The following is a 19,973-nucleotide window of genomic DNA, read 5'->3' on the forward strand; positions in this document are numbered from 1 at the left end:
TCTATACTCTCTATCATACTACCTCCGCGTGGGCGGTCGCACTCCACCCCCACCCCCCCCGCCCCCAAGGAGCGACCCACCGTGACCACCACACCCACGCCGACGGCACCCAAGTCAGCTGCCCCGCCCCCGCGTTCGGTCCTCCGTGACCCCGGCTTCCTGCGCCTGTGGGCGGGCACCACCGCCTCCGGGCTCGCGACCTGGGCGCTGCCCTTCGTCCTCGGACTCGCCGTTCTCCACCGCGACCTCGACGCCGCGGGTCTCGGCCTGGTCCTCGCCGCCCGCACCGCCGGCTTCCTCGTCGCCGTCGCCGTCGGTGGCGTCCTGGCCGACCGGCACTCCCGCCGCGCGGTCGTCCTCTGGTCCGCCCTCGCGGCCGCGATCGCCGCGCCGCTCCTCGCCGCCGGTCTCGGCCGTTCGCTCGTACTGATGACGGCCGCCGCCGTTCTCGCCGGCGCCGGACAGGGCGCCTGCCGCCCCGCCTTCCAGGCGCTCACCGCCGAGACCGTCGCCCCCGAGCGGCGTCAGCAGGCGAACGCCGCGATGACCATGGCGGTACGGAGCTCCACGCTCGCCGGGCCCGCGCTGACCGCGCTGCTCGCGGCCTTCCTCGACGTCTGGACGCTGCTGCTCGGCATCGGCCTGCTCTGGCTGGTCGCCGCCCTGGTCCCGGGCAAGGGCAGCGCAGCGACGGCGGAACCGGCCACCGAGCCCACCCCGCGCGCCGGCTTCCGTACGGAGTTCCTCGAAGGCATACGCGAGGCGCGCCGTCACCCCTGGTTCCTGGCCGGGCTCGGTGCCCTCGTCGCCGTCATCGCCCTCGGCTACTCCGCCACGAGCGTCGCGCTGCCCCTGATCAGCCGGGACCGCTACGACACCGAGTGGGTCCTGGCCGCCGCCATGACCGCGTACACCGTGGGTGCGCTCGCCGGCGCCCTGGTCATCGCCCGCCGGCGGCCGCGATCCCAGGGCTGGGCGGCCTTCGCGGGGCTCGGCGTGTACGGCTTCGCGCCGCTGAGCCTGATGCTGCCCGTCCACCCGGTCGTGGTCGTCGCCGCGTACGCCGTCGCCGGGATCGGGATCGAGCTGTTCAACGTCCCGTGGTTCACGGCCACCCAACGCGAGGTCGCCCCCGACAAGCTGGCCCGGGTCTCCTCACTGGACTTCCTGGTGTCCTACGGCCTCGCACCGATCGGCCTCGCCCTGATCGCCCCGGCCATGACCTTCTTCGGGGTCACGACCGTTCTGGCCGTCTGCGCCGCTGCCTGCTTCCTCGTACCGGCCGCGGCGGCCCTGGTGCCGACCGCCCGCCACTTCGGCCGTACGCCCCCTGCGACGACGGACTGAGACCCGGCCGGGCGGCACCACCCCGGGCCTCCGGCATGGGTCGCTCGTCCCGGCGGCGGCGAAGTACCGTGTGCGCATGGCTTCAACGGGCCGAAGACGGGGGGCGCAACGATGACGAACGGGGTTCGCGCACAACAACGGGAGCAGACGCGGCACACCTTGCTGCGGGAGAGCCGTCGGCTCTTCTCGAAGCTGGGTTACGCGTCCGTGGGTCTGTCGGAGATCGTCGGGGCCGCCGGAGTGACCAAGGGCGCGCTGTACCACCACTTCGACAGCAAGGCCGAACTGTTCCGGGCCGTCCTGGAGCAGGTGCAGCAGGAGGTCGCCGCGCACATCGCGGCGACGGCGGATGCCCAGGAGGACGCCTGGGACCAGTTCACCTACGGCTGCCAGGCGTTCCTCAGCGCCTCCACCGACCCCGCGATCCAGCGCATCATGCTCGTCGACGGGCCGGCGGTGCTCGGCTGGCGGGACTGGCGCGCGATGAACGAGGCCACCTCCGGCCGCCATCTGGCCCAGGCTCTGACCGTCCTGATCCACGAGGGCACCATCCCCGCCCAGCCGGTCGGGCCGCTCACCCATCTGCTGTCGGGGGCGATGAACGAGGCGGCGCTGTGGCTGGCGACGTCGGAGGACTCCTCCGATCTCCAGGACACTCGACAGGCGCTGGCACGGATGCTGGAGGCGCTGCGGGCGACGTGACCGTCCGCGCGCGTCCGGCGGGCGTGACGAGGCCGGGGAGCCGGGCCGTGAGGGCTCCGGACCCCGGCCCGACGCACCGCCTACCGGGCGCGCCAGGCGCAGGTGAGGCAACCGCCCTGTCCGCGGCGTATGTTGTTGAGGGTCGGCGCGCCGACCTGGCCGCACCGCAGACACCGACACCGCCACGGGTCACGCACCCGGCCCGGGAAGGGTTCCATCGGCTGCAGGCCGATCTCCCGCATCTCCGCCTCGGCCACCGCCGCCTCCACCGGGGCCCGGCCGGCACAGACCAGGCAGCCACCGCCGGCTCGTATCCTGAACAGCCGCGGATGGACGACCCGCCCGCAGACCAGGTGACGGCAGCGCCATCTCACGCCGGCCCCCGGGTAGGGCTCCAGCGGCTCGAAGCCCGCGCCGCGCATGTCCGCCTCGGCGCGCTCCCGGCCGGCGGCGAGTCGCCGCTCACCCGCGGCGGCCCGGCCGCACAGGCGGCATCCGGAGGTGATGCCGGAGCGCACCGAGCCGAAGGTGGGCGCGACCCTGTGCACGCCCTTCAGACAGCGGCAGTTCCAGGCCACGCCCGATCCGGGATAGGGCTCCAGCGGTTCGAGTCCGGCAGCGCGCATGACCGCGACCGCCACATCGGGATCGACTCTCCTGGGCACGGCGCGACTTCCCCCTTCGGCGTGCGGTCCGTGAGGTCTGCCGGTGATCAGGTCGGTGTGACGACGTCGATCCGGACCCCGTTGGGGTCGGTGATGACGAGGTGTCTCCGATCCGGGCGCCCGGCCGCCCCGAGGGCGGCGATCCGCTCCCACTCCTCGGCCGTGTCGTCCACGGCGAGGGTGAGCCGCACCGCGCGCACCGGCCGTCGGAGCGCCTCCGGCAGGGCCGGATGGGCGTGGTCGAGCAGGGCCAGCTCGTGCCGGCGTCCCCCGGGCCGGCTGAGACCGGCGTACCACTGGTTCGTGTACGTGGCGGTGAAGCCGAACAGTCTGTTGTAGAAGCTGCGGGACTCCCCCAGCCGTGAGGTGCAGATCACCGGACAGAAGCTGGTCAGCATGGGGTGCCATCTCCGCTCACGTACCAACGGTATGCGAACTGAACCTAATGACATACCGTCGGCATGTCAACAGTGGCCCCTCTCCTCCAACGACCCGACGGCGCCCAGGACATGGCCGTACGCCGACCAGTTCAGCTCCCCCGGTCCGGCGGGCATGCGCACCCACCGTGGAACGGCCAGCGCGGCGGCATGCGTGCGGTCCTGCGGACCGCAGGACAGGTTGACGACGCTCCAGCCCGCCGGCCGTCCCTCTCTCCCCACTCCCAGGTAGTCCCGGTCCAGCCCTCGGCCGAGACCGGTCCCCAGGGCCTTCAGGTACGCCTCCTTGCGCGTCCACAACCGGCAGAAGCGCAGGGGGCGTTCGGCCCAGGGGACCCGGAGCAGCTCCTCCCGCTCGCGCGGATGCAGCCGCGCCAGGCACAGTTCGACCGTCCGACGGCCGGGCAGCGGCTCCGCGTCGACCCCGACGAGCACGTCGGCGACGCCGATGAGCGTGATGCCGGCGCAGTGGGAGAGGGAGAAGTGCAGGCCGCTCGGGCCATCGAGGAGGACCGGCCGTCCGTCCGGCCCGCCGCAGTGCGCGCACCGGTCCCGGCCGAACCGGAGGTCCCGGGGGTGGACGCCCAGCCGGTCGGCCAGCACCAGCCGCAGCCCCACATGCGCCGCGAGGTACATCGACCGGTCGCTCCGGTGGGTGAAGGAGGCCGCCTTGGCCCGCTCCTGCGCGTCCAGCAGGGAGAGCGAGAGCTCTTCCCGCCACGGGGGCGCCTGCCGCACCGCCCATACCCGGACTTCGCCCACGGGGCGCACCGCGGATGTCATGTCGACCCTGCCTTCCCATCCGGCGGACGTGACGCGGGGCGGACACCTCTCCCCGGCGGACGTGACGCACGGGGGGATGGCTCGTTGGGACAGGACGACCGCAAACCCGCCCCAGAACGGTGCCGTGATGACGCCCTCCGCCCTGACCAGCTTCTATCCCGTGCTCTGCACCGAGCGGCTCGGTGAGTCCGTGGCGTTCTACAGCACGCTGTTCGGTTTCGAGATGACCTACACGAGCGACTGGTACGTCAGCCTGCGGCGGCCCGAGCCGCCGCACTACGAGCTCGCCCTCGTCGCCGCCGGGCACGAGACCGTGCCGGAGGCCTTCCGTCGGCCGGTCCAGGGCCTGCTCCTCAACTTCGAGGTGGCCGACGTCGACGCCGAGTACGCACGGCTCGTGACCGGCGCCGGTCTGAAGGTCGAACTTCCGCTGCGGAGCGAGGCGTTCGGCCAGCGCCACTTCATCGTGGCCGCCCCCGACGGCGTACTGATCGACGTCATCACGCCGATCGCCCCCACGGAGGCGTACGCGGGCGCCTACCAGGACCTGTCCGGCGCCTCGGTGTGACGGGCGCGGGCCCCGGCGCCCCCCACCGGCCCCCCCCCCCCCCCCGCCCCGCCGCCCCCCCCGCGGCCGCGGCGGCGCCCACACCACCCCAAGCGGCGCGGGGGGGGCGCGGGGCGCCGCCGCCCGCCCCCGCCGCGCCCCCCCACCCCGGCGGCCGGGCCCGGCCCGGCAGGGTGGCGCTGCGCGCTAACCCTCCACGTTGACGGCGGGAACGGCGCCGTCGGCCGCACCGTCGCTCCCGTCGGAGTCCTCGCCCGCACCGGTGGCCGGAATCTTGATGACCACCGCCACCAGCACGGCGGAGGCGAGCGCGACGAACGCCCCGATGCCACCGATGATGTTCATCCCGTCGGTGAACGCCTCCCGTGCGGAGTCGAGCAGGGTGGTGGCCACGTTCGAGGACAGGCCCTGTGCCGCCTCGACCGCTCCGGCCAGCGTGTCATCGGCGCCGGCCGCCACCCCCTCGGGGACGTCCACCCCGGCGCGGTACACGGCGGCGCCGAGGCTGCCGAGCAGGGCGACGCCCAGCGCCATGCCGAGTTCGGTGCTGGTCTCCGAGAGCGCCGCGGCGGACCCGGCCTGCTCCGGCTGCGCCGATCCGACGACGATGTCGGTGCCCAGGGCGATGAGCGGGCCACCGCCGGCGTAGACGAACGCGAAGCCCGTCACCACCTGGGCGATGCCCGAGGAACTGTCGGCCATGCTCAGCATCACATGGCCGATGCCCGACACGGCGAGCCCGATGGCGACGACGTACGCCGGACGGAACCTGCTCGCCGCCATCGGGGACACCACGGCCGTCACGATCAGCGCGAAGGCCGCCGGCAGCAGGTACAGACCGGCCTTCATCGGGGACAGTCCGCCGACGAGCTGGAGGTACTGCGTCACCGTCAGATACGTGCCGCCCGCCACCAGCATGCTGAGGAGCAGCGTCACCAGGGCCGTACGGAAGGTGGCGTTGCCGAAGAGGCCCAGGTCGAGGAGCGGGCTCTCCAGGGTGCGCTGCCGGCGGACGAACAGCACGCCGACGACCAGACCGACGACGATCGCCGCGAGCGGCACCGGGCCGGCCCCGTCGTTGGCGATCTCCTTCAGCCCGTAGATCACCGGGAGGATCATGGCGAGCGACAGCGCCACACTGGTCAGGTCGAGCCGGCCGGCCTCCTCGTCGCGGTACTCCGGCAGCAGGATCGGGCCCGCCACCAGCAGCACGCCCATGATGGGCACGCCGAGCAGGAAGACCGAGCCCCACCAGAAGTACTCCAGCATGGCCCCGCCGACCACCGGGCCGAGCGCGATGCCCACGGAGAACATGGTGACCCAGACCGCGATCGCCACACCGCGCTGCCGCGCGTCGCGGAACATGTTGATGATCAGGGCGAGGGTCGAGGGCATCAGCGTGGCGCCGGCGATGCCCATCGCGGCCCGCGCCGCTATCAGCGTGGCCGGACCGTCGGCGAAGACGGCGGCCAACGACGCGACGCCGAACGCGGCCGCGCCGATCAGCAGCAGCTTCCGGCGGCCGATGCGGTCGCCCAGGGTGCCCATGGTCACCAGGAAGCCGGCGATCAGGAAGCCGTAGATGTCGATGATCCACAGCATCTGGGCGGCGGAGGGGTTCAGGCCCTCGCTGATGTGCGGTACGGCAAGGTGCAGCACGCTCACATCGATGGACAGCAGCAAGGTCGGCAGCGCCAGCACGGCCAGGCCCAACCACTCACGGGGTCCGGCCTGCGACGTGGTTTCGGCGGTGGTACTCACATGGTTCCTTTCGGGGATGGTGCACAGCGGTGCCCGATTACGGTCATCGGGCAAGGGGTTGTGGGAGGGAGGGCTCCGACCGGGGATGGTCGAGGCCGGGGATCAGGCGGGCGGAGACGGCTGCCGCGTTGGCGGGTGTGTAGAGGTAGAAGTGGCCGCCCGTGAACGTCTGCCGGCTGAAGCCGCCCGACGTCTCCAGCGCCCACAGGTGCATCCGCTCGTCGATGACGACCGGGTCGTCGACCGCGCCGAGCGCCAGAATGGGGACGCCGGTGCCGAACGGCGGCCGCCGGTAGGTCTCCATCGCCTCCAGATCGGCCCGGATCGCCCGGAGCGACGCCCGGACCAGGTCGGCGCGGTCCACCAGACCGGGAGACATCCCGCCCATGTCCGTCAGATGCTCGAGGAGTTCCGCGTCGCTCCTGAGGTGCGCGAACGGCGGCTCGCTGGGGAAGCACGGAGGCTGACGCGCGGACACCGCCAGCAGGGTGGGCGGCAGACCCTTCCGCTCCATCGCCCGGGTGAGTTCGTATCCGAGGACGCTGCCGAAGCTGTGCCCGATGACCGCGTACGGCAGCGGTTCCAGCTCGGCCAGACCTCGGACGAGGGCGTCGACCAGCGGCTCGACACGGGTCACCAGCGGCTCGCTGATGCGCGCGCCCCGGCCGGGCAGTTGGGCGACGACACACTCCACGTCCTCGGGCAGCACCTGCCACCAGGAGCGGAACGCGGACGGCCACCCACCGGCGTGCGGGAGCGCCACGACGCGGAACCGGGGACGAGGCCGCGGCCCCGGTCCGGTCCCGGCCGTCCGACGCGCCCCGCTGCCCACCGTCATCCACCAGCCGCTCATCGTGGCACCCCGGACTCGGGCGCGGGCCGCCCGGCCGCCTCGGACCGGCCTGCCCCGGCCAGCAAGGGGTGATGGCCCTCCAGGTGGGCGATCACCCGCTCCTGGTGACGTTGGAGACGCTGGCCCGGAAGGTGCTCGAGCGAGTGCAGGAACGGATCCTGAGGGGCGGGCAGACCGGCGATCGCACTGGCCGTGCCCAGCACCAGCATCGGCTGGTACCACGCCGAATAGCCGCCCTCGTGGGCGAAGACGATCCTGCCCCCCGTCAGCTCGTCCGCCAGCCGGCACATCGTCGACGTCATCGCGTGGAAGGTGCGGCTGGTGCAGAGCATCCGGCCCATCGGATCGTGGCCGCTCGCGTCGACGCCCGCCGCCACCAGGATCAGATCGGGGGCGAAGGCACGGGCCGCCGGCTCCACGATCCGGTCCATCACCGCGAGATAGGCGCCGTGGCCCGAGCCGGCGGGCAGCGGCACATTCAAGGTGCTGCCCGCCCCCGCGCCCGCGCCGGTCTCCAGCACGAGACCGGACGCCGCCGGGAACAGCCCTTCCTGGTGCACCGAGATGTACAGCACGTCGGGGTCCTCGTAGAAGGTCCGCTGGATGCCGTTGCCGTGGTGTACGTCCCAGTCCAGGATCAGCACGCGGAGCGCCCCCCGGCGCTGCGCCGCACGGGCCGCCACCGCCAGGTTGTTGTAGAGGCACAGCGCCATCGCCCGGTCCGGCTCCGCGTGATGGCCGGGTGGCCTCACCAGGCAGTAGGCCCGGTCGAAGCGGCCGTCCAGGACGCCCTCGGCCGCCTGCGTACAGGCCCCGACGGCGAGCCTCGCGGCCTGTGCGCTGTGGTAGTTGACGTACGCGTACACACCGGCATCGCCCGCGCCCGCCGCCGAGGCCGCCTCGACCCGCTCGATGTGATCGGGCACGTGCACGAGGAGCAGGTCCTCGTCGGACGCCGGTGTCGGGGTGTGTCCGGTGAACCGGTCCATCACACCGAACGCCTTGACCAGCCCCTCGGCACGCCGGAGGTCCGGGTCGACCGCGAACTGGCGCAACGGCTCGACGCCCGGCCCGACCGGCACGTACCCCGATCCGGGACCGGGGTCGTGCCAGAAACAGATCTCGTGGCTGAACCACGCGAGTCGGGAGGTGCTCACCAGCCGGACACACCCAGCGAGGCCCGGCTGATCCCGGCGACCTTCTCGATGTACTGGAGGTAGTACTCGCGCTCCTCGTCCGGCGTGCGCTTGGTGCGCAGCGTCGTCCCCAGGAGACCGAGCACCTCCTCGGCCTCGGTGGGCGTCAGTCGCCGGTCACCGACCTCCTTCTCGAACGCGCGGATCCGCGCGGTCGGCTCCAGCACGCCGGACGCGTACGCGTCCTGGTCGGTGCCGTGGTTACGGGTCGAGGCGATGGTCTTCAGGATCGCTCCGAAGAACGCCGTGGTGTCGATGTCGGTCATGGTCGATTCCCCCTTGGTTGCCATGCGTGGTCGGCGCACGGTGGTGTCCGGTCCTGTGGACCGCTCGGTCCGATCGGTGCTCAGCGGATCAGGCCGCAGACGCGGCCGGCTTTCTCCAGCGTCACGACGGCCGCGTCCAGATCGGCGTCGGAGTGGCTGAGGTTGACGATGGTCCGCAGCCGGGGCAGCGTCCGCGGCACGGCCGGGTAGACGATCGGCTGGACGAAGAGCCCGTCCTGCTGGCACAGCCGGGCCATCGTTCCCGCCTGCTCGGCGCCGGTGCAGATGATGGGCACCACCGGCGTCTCGCTGGCCAGCGTGTCGAAGCCGAGGGCGCGCAGCTGCTCGCGGTACCGGGTCGTCTTCGTCCGCAGGTCCCGGGTGAGGGACGGGGCGGCCTCCATCACCTCGACCGCGGCCTTGGCCGCCGCCACCTGGGCGGGAGTCGCGGCCGCGGAGAACATCCAGCCCCGCGCGTTGTTCTTGAGCGCGAAGATCAGGTCGCTGGACCCTGCGACGTAACCACCCGCGCTGGGCACCGTCTTGGAGAGCGTGCCCATCTTGACGTCGACGCGTGCCGGATCGATGCCGAAGTGCTCGGTGATGCCGCGGCCGGTGGCGCCGAGGACGCCCAGGCTGTGCGCCTCGTCGACCATCAGCGGGGCGTCGTACCGCTCGCACAGCTCCACGATGCCGGGCAGATCGGCCACGTCTCCGTCCATGCTGAACACGGCGTCGGTGACCACCAGACGGCCCGCGTCACCCACCTTGCGCAGGGCGCGTTCCAGGTCGGCGAGGTCGTTGTGGGCGTAGGTGATGACCGACGCACCGGACAGCCGGTATCCGTCCAGGATGCTTGCGTGGTTGTAGACGTCGCCGATGACGACGTCTCCGGGGCCGACGAGAGCGCCGACGGTCGCCACGTTCGCCATGTAGCCGCTGGAGAAGACGATGGCGTCCTCGGTGCCCAGGAAGCGGGCGAGCGCCAACTCCAGCTCCCGGTGCAGATGCAGGGTGCCGGCGAGGAGGCGTACCCCGTGGGCGCCGGTCCCGTGCCGCTCCACGGCACGCAGGACCTGGTCGTCGATGTAGTCGTGCCCGATGAGCCCGAGGTAGCTGTACGAAGCGAAGTTGAGGAACCAGCGGCCGTCGAACTTGATCCGGGGACCGGTGGCCTCCTCGATGACGGGCTCGTAGAAGTACTCGTCCTTGGCGACGATCAGCCGGTCCTCCGTCGACAGGGCGTCGATGCGCCGGTCGAGGAACGAGCCGTGAGGGGCGTCGGCCAGGCGGCCCGGCAAGGTTCGCCGCGGTACGCGATCGGCCGCCGGGGCGGGAGCCGGGGACGGCGACGGGGTCGAGCCCGGGAACGGGGTACGGGTCGCGGAGACGGCGGCGGGGTCCGGGCTGGCGGCCCGGGCCGGAGCACGGGGCGGCGACACCTGCGGGACCACCGCCGCGGGTGCCACGTCCCTGAAGCGGTCCCAGTCGGGGACGAAGGAGCCGGCCGTGCCCGGGGCCGCGGCGGCCGGCGGCCGCTCCACCGCCGCGGCCGGCAGCTGCTGCGGCACCGAGATGTGCGAAGCGCGAGCCGGAGGAGCCACGGGCGGCTGCGGAGCCGGGACGGGCGCAGGTGAGGGGGCGGGCACCGGGGCGGGCGCGGCGGCCGGGGCGGTGCGCGGCAGCGATTCGAGGTGGGCCAGCAGCGCACCGACGTTGGTGCGCTCGAAGAACACCATGGGGTCGATGTCGAGCCCGTCGGCGGTCAGCGAAGCCGCCAGCTCGACCGCCATCATCGAGTCGAGGCCCAGCTCCAGCAGATCGTCGTCGGTGGACACACCGTCGAGGTGCAGGACCTTCGTGAGCGCGTCGGTGAGCGACGGCCACAGCCCGGATTCCGGTGTGACAGCAGTCATGGGTGCTTCCTTCGCTTTCGCGGCGGACAGAACGTAGTGCGCGGGCGGTCGGCCCAGGGCCGTGCGGAGCAGGTCGATGCCGTCGTCCGCGGTGAGGGCCGGGATGCCGTGCGCGGCGGCCTTCGGGGCGATGGACTCGCCCATCCCGACGGTCCACAGGCCCCAGCCGAGGCTGAACCAGGGGCGTCCTTCGGCGCGTTGGCGGGCGGCGTAGCCCTCCAGGTAGGCGTTGGCCGTGGCGTAGGCGCTCTGGCCGAGGTTCGCCCGTAGAGCCGCGACGGACGAGAACAGGGCGACGAAGCCGGGCTGTTCGTGCCCGGACATCAGGTCGGTCAGCGCGTGTACGCCGCCGATCTTGGGCCCGAACACGGTGTCCACCTGCTCGGGCGTCAGGCTGCGCGCCAGTCCGTCGCGCAGGACTCCGGCGGCGTGGAACACCCCGTCGTACCGTGCGACGCCGGCCAGTGCCTCACGAAGCGAGCGGACGTCCGCCGCCACGACCGTCAGATCGCAGCGCGCTCCGAGTCGGTCGAGGCGTTCCCGGATCTCTCCCTGGTCCGGCACCGTTCGCCCGACCAGGGTCAGATGGGCACAGCCCGCATCCGCGAGGAACTCGGCGACGCGCAGGCCGATGCCGCCCATGCCACCGGTGATCAGGAAGCGGCCGCCGCCGTATCGCACCGGCTCGGCGGTGCCGGTGCTCGTGGGCTGCGGCCGCACGGAGGGCTCGTACCAGGTGCCGTCGCGCCGGGCGAGCTCCGGCCGGTCCTGGCCGAGCGCCTCCCACAGGAGAGCGGCATCGCCGCCCTCCGGGCCGGCCGCGTCCTCGGGGCCGAGATCGACCAGGCGGACCCTGGTACGGGGATGCTCGACGCGCAGCGTGCGGCCGAGGCCCCACAGGGCGGTCATGAACGGGTCGACGGCATCCTCCGCCGCCACCTGGTGCGCGGTGGAGGTGACGATCAGCAGATCGGACATCGGCGGCCGCGCCGCGAGTCGGCGCACCAGCGCGAAGACCCCCTGCAGGGCCTCCGTCACCTGCGCCTCGCCGCTCAGCCCGCGCGGCGCCACGTACACGACGTCCCGGAAGGCGGCCTCGGCCGGCAGCGTGTCGAGGCCCCCGTCGGCAAGCTGCGCCGGCGTCAGGTGGACGCCCTGCCGGCCTGCCGGTGGACGGAGGTCGTGCGGGGAAACGATCAGCACGGGGCCTTCGGCCGCGGTCGGGTGTACGGGAGCGACCTCGGTCTCCCGCCAGACGACGGTCTCGATCAACGGGACGGCCGGCAGCACCTGTTCGGAGTCGTCGGGCGTCGACGCGACCGTGGTGGCGGGCGCCGGAGACGCTTCGGGCCTGGCGGCCTTGAGCGTGATGCGGTCCAGTTCCAGCAGGACCTCCCCCTGCTGATTGCAGACCGTCGCCCTTCCCCGTACCGCACCGCCCGTACCCCCGGCCTCGCCCGGCTCGTCCCGCTCGACCAGGGCGATCACCGTGCCCGAGATCCTGCGGCGGGCCACCAGCCGACCGACGTACCAGGGCAGACACGCCCCGGCCGCACCGCCGTCCAGCATCCCGAGCGCCTGGAAGACGCTGTCGAGCAGTGCCGGCGGTACGAAGTCAGGAGCCGACGCCGCGTTCGCATCGTCCCCGGCCCGAAGCATCAGCAGCATCCGGCCCGAGCCCCGGTGCGCCGACCGGATCACCTGGTACGCCGGCCCGTACGCGATCCCGCTCGCCTCGCGCCACGCGGCCACGTCCGACAGCGGCACGTGCTCCGTACAGCCGGCCCGCAGCGCGGCCATGTCGACATAGCGGGGCGGCGGCAACGGGCTGCCGGACACCCGCGCGGTGCTGTGGACGACCGGTTCGCCGCCTCCTGGCCGCACGGAACGGACCGCGCACCCGCCGTCCTCGGCCGTGTCGACCTCGAGCTCCGCCTCGGCCCCCGCCACCAGCAGGGGCACCCGGAAGGCGACCTGCTCCAGGGTCCACCAGCAGTCGGGGCGCCGGGCATCGCAGGCGGACAGCATGGCGTCGATCTGCGCGGCGGCGGGTAAGACGGGGACACCGCCGATCCGATGGTCGGAGACCAGCGGATCGGCAGCGCTGAGGACCGACCGGACGCCGCTCATGTGCGCAGGTCGAATCGCTCGGTGGCCTGGACGAGACCGTTCACCTGGATGTCGACGGTGTGCTCACCCGCGTAGTACCGGCGGGTCTGCACCTCCTTGATCGCATGGGTCTTCTCCAGGGACCGCCGCTCTCCGGGGCCGAGTTCGAGGGTGGTCAGCTTGAAGACCTTCGGGATGCTGCGTCCGTTCTTGCGCACGTGGTGCACCACGTAGTCGACCGCGATGCTGTGCGCCCGGTCGTCGGTGTTCTCGATGTCGAAGCTGATCAGGAGGGTGTCCCCGATGGTCACCGACCGGGGGGCGATGCTCAGCCGGGGTACGCGGACGTGCTCGCCGCCCGTGGCCCCGAGAATGGCGAGTGCCTGCTGATCGCCCTTCTTCACCAGGGTGCGCAGTCCGTGCTTGACGATCCAGTTGGTCTCGGGGGTGGGGCTCTCCTCCAGCCACCGCAGCGCGGTCGCGAGCGCGAGATCGGGTGCGTCCTTGGAGATGTCGTTGAGGTTGTTGGCGACGGACTTGCGGACGTACTCCGAGGAGTCGCTGCGCAGCGGTTCGAGGATCTCCAGGACCGGCCGGGGGTCCTTGACGAACATGGTCAGGGTCCGGGCCCAGGGCAGATGGGAGCGGATTCCCTCGCTCGCCAGGCGCCGCACGTTGCGGCTCGGGCTCTGTGCCCACTGCGTGACGCGCTCCATCGTCGGCGCGTAGTGCTGCTCGATGTAGGGCCGGATCGCGTACTCGCCCGTGTGCCGCTTGGTGATCTCCTCGATGGCGTCCAGCGACAGATCGGGGTGGTCGAGGCCGTACTCCTCGACAAATCGTGCGACCGGCATGAGGAACCAGCTGGCGTTGAACATGCCCTCCCCCTCGGCGAGTTCGTCGCCGAGGATGGTGAGCAGGATCGGCACGGCGTCGGCGTAGTCGGCGGGCAGCCGGGTCCGCAGGCCCTCGGCCAGGACGAGGACGCGGTCCTTCAGCTCCTTGCCGGGAATGCGTGACTCGACCTCGGCCGCGTAGCTCTCCACGTCGAACTCGGGGTGGACGGCTCGGATCCGGTCGCCGATCAGGCGTGCCGCGTCGGCGTTGAAGTGTCGCTTGAGTCCGTATTCGCTAGCCATGGTTCTGGTGCCTCTTCGTCTCGTTCTTCTGGTTCGACGTGGTCTCGTGCGGCCTGGAGGAGATCCAGAACCGCTGGCGGTTGAAGGGGTAGGTGGGGATGGTGGTGGCGCGCCGGCCCTTGTCCTGGTGCAGCCCGGCCCAGTCCAGATCCGCGGAGGTCTGGTTGACATACGCGGCGACCGCCGCATGCAACTCGACCTGATCGGTGCGGTCCCGCCGCAGGGTGCTGATCCACGCCGGCTGTGTCTCGCCCCACGACGCCCGGGCGAGCGAGGTCAGTTGGGGATGGGAGCCGATCTCCCACACCACCGTCGGGCCGGCCTCGGCCAGCGTCGTCAACGCCTGCGCGAAGCGCACCGGCTCACGGATCGCCCGACCCCAGTACTCCGGGTCGGCAGCCGTCCGGTCGGTGTGCCAGCCGCCGGTCACAGTCGACGCGAACGGAACCACCGGCGCCGAAAGCGCCGTACCGGCCACCGCGTCGACGAAGGGCGCGACCGCACCCTGCATCGCCGCCGAATGAAACGCATGACTGACCACAAGAGGCTGCGACCGCAACCCCGACTCCCGACAGAACCCCGTGACAGCATCCGACGGACCCGTGATCGTCACGACACGAGGCGCGTTGAACGCCGCGATCTCCACCCCGGGATGCGCCGTCATCGCAGCGAGCACAGCCTCGGCATCCGCATGGACCACCGCCATCGCACCCCGACCAGGCCGCGACTCCATCAACCGCCCACGCACCGCCGTCAAACGCAGCAGATCCCCCAGACCCACCACACCCGCCGCCCAAGCAGCCGTCAGCTCACCCAGACTGTGACCCACCACAGCATCCGGCCGAACACCCACCGACTCCAACCAGCGCACCAGACCCACCTGGACACTCACGATCGCCGGCTGCGCATACCTCGTCCGGTCCAACCGACCCGGCACATCACCGAACAACAACTCCGGCAACGACACATCCAGATGCCCCGCCAACAACTCGCCACACTCGTCCAACGCCGCCCGGAACACCGGCTCCACCGCATACAAACCACGACCCATACCCACGTACTGCGAACCCTGACCCGTGAACATGAACGCGGTCGGCGCGGGGGCACCGCCCCGCCGGGACACAGAGCCCTGGCCGGCGGCAACATCCCCCAAAGCAGCGGCCAGTTGACGAGCGTCGCCGCCATGCACGACAGCACGCAGGCGGTGGGCGGCTCGGCCGGTGTTCGCCGTGAAGGCGAAGTCGCCCAGCTCCTCGTCGGATGCGTCGGCCAAGGCTTCGGCGTAGGTGCCGGCGAGGGCACGCAGTGCGGTCTCATCCGCCGCACTCACCCGCACGACGTGCGAGTCCTGCGCAGGTGTCTCCACCAGCGGTCGTGCCGGCGGTTCCTCCACGATCACATGAGCGTTCACCCCACCCATACCGAACGCGGACACCGCAGCCCTTCGCGGCTCCACACCCCGAGGCCACACCACCGCACGATCAGCCAGATAGAACGGCGTCTCCTCGAAACGAATGTGATCATTCGGCCGCACCACATGCAACGACGGCGGAACCACCCCCCGCTCCATCGCCAACAGAACCTTCACCAGCCCCGCCAACCCAGCAGCAGGCTCCAAATGACCGACATTCCCCTTCAACGAACCAAGCGCACAAAACTGCGACCGATCCGTAAACCCACGCCACGCACGCGTCAGACCCTCAACCTCAATCGGATCACCCAAAGACGTCCCCGTCCCATGAGCCTCCACCAACCCAATCGACTCCACCGACACACCCGCATCACCCAACGCAGCGGTGATGACGTCCGCTTGAGCACGCGGGCTGGGTGCCGAGTAGCGGGTGGTGCGTCCGCCGTGGTTGACCGCGGCTCCCTTGATCACACCCCGGATCCGATCACCGTCACGCCGGGCGTCGTCGTACCGCCGCAACACCACGGCCACGGCTCCCTCTCCCGGGACGAAGCCGTCAGCGGTGCTGTCGAACGCCCGGCTGCGGTGCCGGGGCGAGAGGGCCATCAGGTCCCCCATCGACCGGAAGTACTCCGGGCTGATGCCGGCGTGCACGGCCCCGATGACCGCGGTGTCGATGTCGCCGGTGCGCAGGTGCTGGAGCGCCGAGTGGATGGCGACCAGGGACGACGAGCAGAGGGTGTTGACCAGCCCGCTCGGGCCGTGCCAGTCCATCAGGTACGACAGCCGGTTCGCGATCATCGCCTCGAGACCGAGACCACGCCCTTCGGGCATGCCGTGGCGCACCCGCTCCTCGTGGTAGTGGTCGTGGCTGTACGCGATCCACAGACCGGTGTTGCCGCCGTCGGCCCGCCTGCCGATCCGGCCGCCGTCCTCCAGGGCCTCCCAGATCGTCTCGTACACGATCCGCGCCTGCGGATCGATCAGGGGAGCTTCACGGGCCGAGATCCGGAAGGGAGCCGGGTCGAACTCGTCCACGCTGTCCAGGAACGAGGCGTACGGGACCGGCCCACTCACCTTGGCCCAACGGCCCTCGGGCAGCGGGCGGACGGTGTCTCGGCCCTCGACGAGCAGTTCGGCGAAGGCGGTCAGGTTGCCCGCGGTGGGCAGCTTGACCGCGGCGCCCACGACGGCGATGTCGCGCGGTCGTGATGCCGCGGGCTCGGCGGGGGGCTCGGCCGGGGCCTCGGTCTCGGGGCTGCGTGGTGCGACGGTCGTCCGCGCCACGGGTGCGGGCTCCTCCGCGACAGCCGGGGCGACCTCTGCTGCCTGTTCGACCGGGGCCGCCAGGGTGTCGACGAGTTCCGGTGCCTCGTCCACCAGGAAGTCGGCGAACTGTCGGGGGGTCGGGTATTCGAAGAAGACCGTCGGATAGAGGGACAGGCCGTGCTCCTGAGAGATGCGCTCGCTCAGCGTCACCAGACCCACCGAGTCGAACCCGGCGGACAGGAACTCCGTGTCGATGTGCTCCTCGGTGGTGCCCGTCAACGCCAGGAACCAGGTGAGCGCCCGCGCCGACCGCGAGGCGGGGGCCGCCGGGACCGCGGGACGAGATGGCGTCGGTGCGGGCGAAGCCGGCTCCGACGGCAGCGCGGCGACGGCCTCGGGCTGCGCCTCAGGAACGACCGGCGCGGGCGTCACGACCGGCACAGGCACGACAGGCGCAGGCGTCACGACCGGCACATCCGCCGCATCCGCCGCAGCAGGCACCGCTGCAGGCGTCTCCCCCGCGCTGAACGCCTGGACGGGAACCCGCTTCGAGGCCATGTCGCCGAAGACCAGCAGCGGCGTCCCCGCCTCATCGGTCACGGTCTGCGTGACCCGACAGGCCTCGTCGTTCCAGAAGGCGATCTCCGTCCGCACGTAGGCGGCGGCGTCCAGCGGACCGAGGACGTCCATGCGGCCCACCGAGAGCGGGATGAACGCGGACGCGTCCGCCGCGCCGAACACCGGGTTCGCCGGGTCGATCGCCGCGACCGTCACGCTGTCCAGGAGCCCGGGGAACAACTGGACGCCGGACGGGTTCATCTCCCGCTGCCGTGCGCCTTCGATACGGGCGAGGGTGCCGCCGTCCGGCAGGCTCGCGACCCAGGAGATGTTCCGGTAGTAGCGGCCGTGGTGGTAGCCGATCCGCCGCAGCCACCGGTAGAGGCCCGACCCGGCGTGCACGGCGGAGCCGGCGCAGTCGGCCAGCAGCTGGGCGAGGGGTACGGGAAGCGGCGGCTCGGCCAGGGGCCCGGTGGCGAGCCGGCCGGTGACGAAGAGTTCCCCGCTCCCGGGGTCCTCCACCCTGAACCGGTTCTCCGCGTCGACCCGGCCGACGACCCGGTGGGCCCCGGACGGGATGAGCGGACGGTGGAAGAGGATGTCCCGTGCCCCGTGGAAGGGTTCGCCGCGCAGTGCGGCGCCTTCGCGCAGGAAGTCGAACCACGCCACGCCCGGGAGCATGAGCGTGCGGTACACCGCGTGCTGGGCGATGGGTGCCTCGGCAGGACCGAACACCCGCGAGAACGTGTACCCGCCCGGCCCTTCGTCCGACACCAGCTCCGCCGGCGTCCCGGGTTCGGCGGAGCGCAGGGGCTCGGCCAGGTTCAGGGCGCGGCCGCGCAGTTGGGCGGAGGGCAGCAGGCGCTTGCTCCACGAGGCGCCCATGACCCGCTGGAACGCGGCCCAGTCGATGCCCTGGCCCGCCTGGAACAGCTCGGCGACGACCGCGGCCAGCACCACCGCGACCTCCCGCTCGTCGCGGGCTTCGGTCAGCCGTGCTCCGATGTCGTGACCGTCGGTGCCGCCGTGGCCCTGGGCGTCACCCACGGGTTCGCCGTCGCTCCGCAGGACGTCGGCCAGCGCCTGCTCCAGCGGGACGCGTCCTCGCACGAAGTCCCCGACCGCCTCCCAACCCGGCGGCAGGTCCACCGCGCCTTCGGGCAGTCCCAGGTCGCGCAGCGCGATCGCCAGGGCGACGCCGGACGATATCCGTAGCAACTCACCTGAGAACGTTGCCAGTTGCGTGTCCGTGGCCGCTTCGAAGAGGTTGACGACCTCGTGTACAGCGGGCACGGACCGGTCGAGGGCCGTCAGCCATGCGGGCGGGGCCGCGGCCGCCACGGGACGTACGGACACGATGGAACGAGCGCCTCCGAGGACAGCGGTCCCCTCCGCACCGGCCCTCAGGAGCCATGTGCGCAGGGCGGCGGCCAGTTGATCGGCGTTCGTCCCGACGACGGCCAGCCGCTCGGCACGGTGCGGCCGGGCCAGGCGGGCCGTGGCGCATGCGTCGCCGAGTTCGCCGGGCCCGTCCGTCAGGGTCGGCAGGAACTCCAGCCACTGGGCGACCAGTTCTCGCAGCGCGTACGGGCTGTCCGCGGACAGCGGCAGCACGTGGACCGGCGCGGGCCGTCCGCCGGTCCCCGTCGGCCCGGCGTGAGTGCCGGCCGCGCGGGGGGCGGCCTCGGCCACCACATGGGCGTTGGTGCCACCGAAGCCGAATCCGCTCACGGCTGCCCGGCGTACGGGCGCTTCCGGCCAGGGGAGACGGGTCTCGGGAAGGTGGAACGGGCTGTCGGCGAGGTTGAGGCGCGGGTTGGGCGACTCCACCGCCACGGCCGGGACGGTGCCTTCGCGCATCGCGACGATGATCTTCGCCAGTCCGGCGAGCCCCGACGCCGAATGCAGATGACCGATCCGGCGTTTGATGGAGCCGAGCGCGACGGAGTTCCGGGGGACGCCGTGCCGGGCGAACACCTCGGTGAGCGCCCGCACTTCGATCGGGTCGCCGATGGCGGTGCCGGTGCCGTGTGCCTCGACGTACTGGACGGTCGCCGGATCGATGGTCCTGTACGCCCTGCCCAGCAGCTCGATCTGGGCTTCCAGGTTCGGTGTGGTGACGCCCATGGTGCGACCGTCGTTGTTGACCGCGACCCCGCTGATCGCTCCGAGGATCAGGTCTCCGTCGGCCAGCGCCGCCGGCATCGGCTTCAGCACCAGGGCGGCGGCCCCCTCCCCGGGCACATAGCCGTTGGCCCTGCTGTCGAAGGTCTGGCACAGCCCGTCCGGCGAGAGCGCGCCGGTGCGGGAGAGGAGTACGAACGTCAGCGGGTCGATCAGCAGGTCGACCCCGCCGACCAGGGCGAGCTCGCAGGTCCCGGCCGCGAGGCTCTGGCAGGCGAGCCAGACCGCGGACAGCGAGGACGAGCAGGCGGTGTCGACCACCAGGCTCGGGCCCGCCAGGTCGAAGCGGTCGGAGAGCCAGGCCGCCATGAAGTTCTGCGACCGCCCCCACAGGGCGGCCGGCCCGGGGATGCCGACGGGACCCGCCGGGCCGGGCGGGACGGTGCCTCGGCCCTGGTCGAACCCGTATGCGTTCATGCGCGCCGCGATGAACACGCCGGCGTCGAGCCGACGGCGCACCCCCAGGTAGCCGGAGTCCTCCAGGGCCCGCGCGCCGACCTCCAGCATCACTCGCTGCTGGGGGTCGAGAAGCACGGCGTCCTCGGCGGTCATGCCGAAGGCCTCGTGGTCGAAGGAGAACGGATCCACCAGGAAGCCGCCGCGGTGGTGCGTGCCCTGGTGGGGTCCTTCGCCCCGGTACAGCTCGCGGGCCCACCGGCTGGGCGGGACCTCTCCGACCTCGACCCCGTCGCGACCCAGCAAGGCCGTCAGGTCGACGACGTCCTCGGCGCCCGGGAGCCGTACCGCGAGACCGATCACGGCGATGCGGGTGTCGAGCTCGCTCACAGCAGTCCTTTCGTTCGACTCTC

The 19,973-nt window shown here is 72.1% G+C and carries 13 protein-coding genes; 3 read left to right on the plus strand and 10 right to left on the minus strand.

The window, feature by feature from the left end; genetic code table 11:
• The first annotated feature begins 81 nt into the window (after positions 1–81).
• Positions 82–1,347: an MFS transporter gene (locus ACFVZW_RS12480; RefSeq protein ID WP_384520149.1), complete on the plus strand. Its 1,266-nt coding sequence runs from the start codon at positions 82–84 to the stop codon at positions 1,345–1,347.
• 111 nt (positions 1,348–1,458) lie between these two features.
• Entirely contained in the window at positions 1,459–2,049 is a 591-nt protein-coding gene (locus ACFVZW_RS12485; RefSeq protein ID WP_384520151.1) for a TetR/AcrR family transcriptional regulator, read from the plus strand.
• An 80-nt stretch (positions 2,050–2,129) separates the two neighbouring features.
• Here ACFVZW_RS12485 and ACFVZW_RS12490 read toward each other — a convergent pair whose 3' ends face one another.
• From ACFVZW_RS12490 to ACFVZW_RS12500, 3 genes are all read right to left on the minus strand, one after another.
• Positions 2,130–2,714: a hypothetical protein gene (locus ACFVZW_RS12490; RefSeq protein WP_384520153.1), complete on the minus strand. Its 585-nt coding sequence runs from the start codon at positions 2,712–2,714 to the stop codon at positions 2,130–2,132.
• 47 nt (positions 2,715–2,761) lie between these two features.
• Positions 2,762–3,112: a VOC family protein gene (locus ACFVZW_RS12495; protein WP_383558877.1), complete on the minus strand. Its 351-nt coding sequence runs from the start codon at positions 3,110–3,112 to the stop codon at positions 2,762–2,764.
• A gap of 66 nt (positions 3,113–3,178) precedes the next feature.
• Positions 3,179–3,934, minus strand: a complete 756-nt coding sequence (locus ACFVZW_RS12500) for a 4'-phosphopantetheinyl transferase family protein (protein WP_384520155.1) — start codon at positions 3,932–3,934, stop codon at positions 3,179–3,181.
• A 127-nt stretch (positions 3,935–4,061) separates the two neighbouring features.
• On the opposite strand from ACFVZW_RS12500, the gene ACFVZW_RS12505 reads away from it, so the two are divergent.
• Positions 4,062–4,502, plus strand: a complete 441-nt coding sequence (locus ACFVZW_RS12505) for a VOC family protein (protein WP_384520157.1) — start codon at positions 4,062–4,064, stop codon at positions 4,500–4,502.
• A gap of 186 nt (positions 4,503–4,688) precedes the next feature.
• On the opposite strand, the gene ACFVZW_RS12510 is transcribed toward ACFVZW_RS12505, so the two are convergent.
• The 7 genes from ACFVZW_RS12510 to ACFVZW_RS12540 form a co-directional block, all read right to left on the minus strand.
• Complete coding sequence (locus ACFVZW_RS12510) at positions 4,689–6,263, minus strand: MFS transporter (RefSeq protein WP_384520159.1); 1,575 nt, start codon at positions 6,261–6,263, stop codon at positions 4,689–4,691.
• Positions 6,264–6,306: 43 nt separating this feature from the next.
• Positions 6,307–7,026 carry a thioesterase II family protein gene (locus ACFVZW_RS12515; protein WP_384520161.1) on the minus strand — a complete coding sequence of 240 codons (720 nt, stop codon included), beginning with the start codon at positions 7,024–7,026 and terminating at the stop codon, positions 6,307–6,309.
• 86 nt (positions 7,027–7,112) lie between these two features.
• Complete coding sequence (locus ACFVZW_RS12520; RefSeq protein ID WP_384520163.1) at positions 7,113–8,273, minus strand: class II histone deacetylase; 1,161 nt, start codon at positions 8,271–8,273, stop codon at positions 7,113–7,115.
• Positions 8,270–8,578, minus strand: coding sequence for a hypothetical protein (locus ACFVZW_RS12525; RefSeq protein ID WP_384520165.1), 309 nt, complete (start codon positions 8,576–8,578; stop codon positions 8,270–8,272). Before ACFVZW_RS12525 ends, ACFVZW_RS12520 begins: the two co-directional genes overlap by 4 nt.
• An 80-nt stretch (positions 8,579–8,658) precedes the next feature.
• Positions 8,659–12,624: an aminotransferase class I/II-fold pyridoxal phosphate-dependent enzyme gene (locus tag ACFVZW_RS12530; RefSeq protein ID WP_384520166.1), complete on the minus strand. Its 3,966-nt coding sequence runs from the start codon at positions 12,622–12,624 to the stop codon at positions 8,659–8,661.
• Positions 12,621–13,742, minus strand: a complete 1,122-nt coding sequence (locus ACFVZW_RS12535) for a DNA alkylation repair protein (protein WP_384520168.1) — start codon at positions 13,740–13,742, stop codon at positions 12,621–12,623. Before ACFVZW_RS12535 ends, ACFVZW_RS12530 begins: the two co-directional genes overlap by 4 nt.
• Positions 13,735–19,950, minus strand: a complete 6,216-nt coding sequence (locus ACFVZW_RS12540; RefSeq protein ID WP_384520170.1) for a beta-ketoacyl synthase N-terminal-like domain-containing protein — start codon at positions 19,948–19,950, stop codon at positions 13,735–13,737. The genes ACFVZW_RS12535 and ACFVZW_RS12540 overlap by 8 nt, the downstream gene beginning before the upstream one ends.
• Positions 19,951–19,973 lie beyond the last annotated feature (23 nt).

Source organism: Streptomyces sp. NPDC059567, from assembly GCF_042735655.1.
GTDB lineage: Bacteria > Actinomycetota > Actinomycetes > Streptomycetales > Streptomycetaceae > Streptomyces.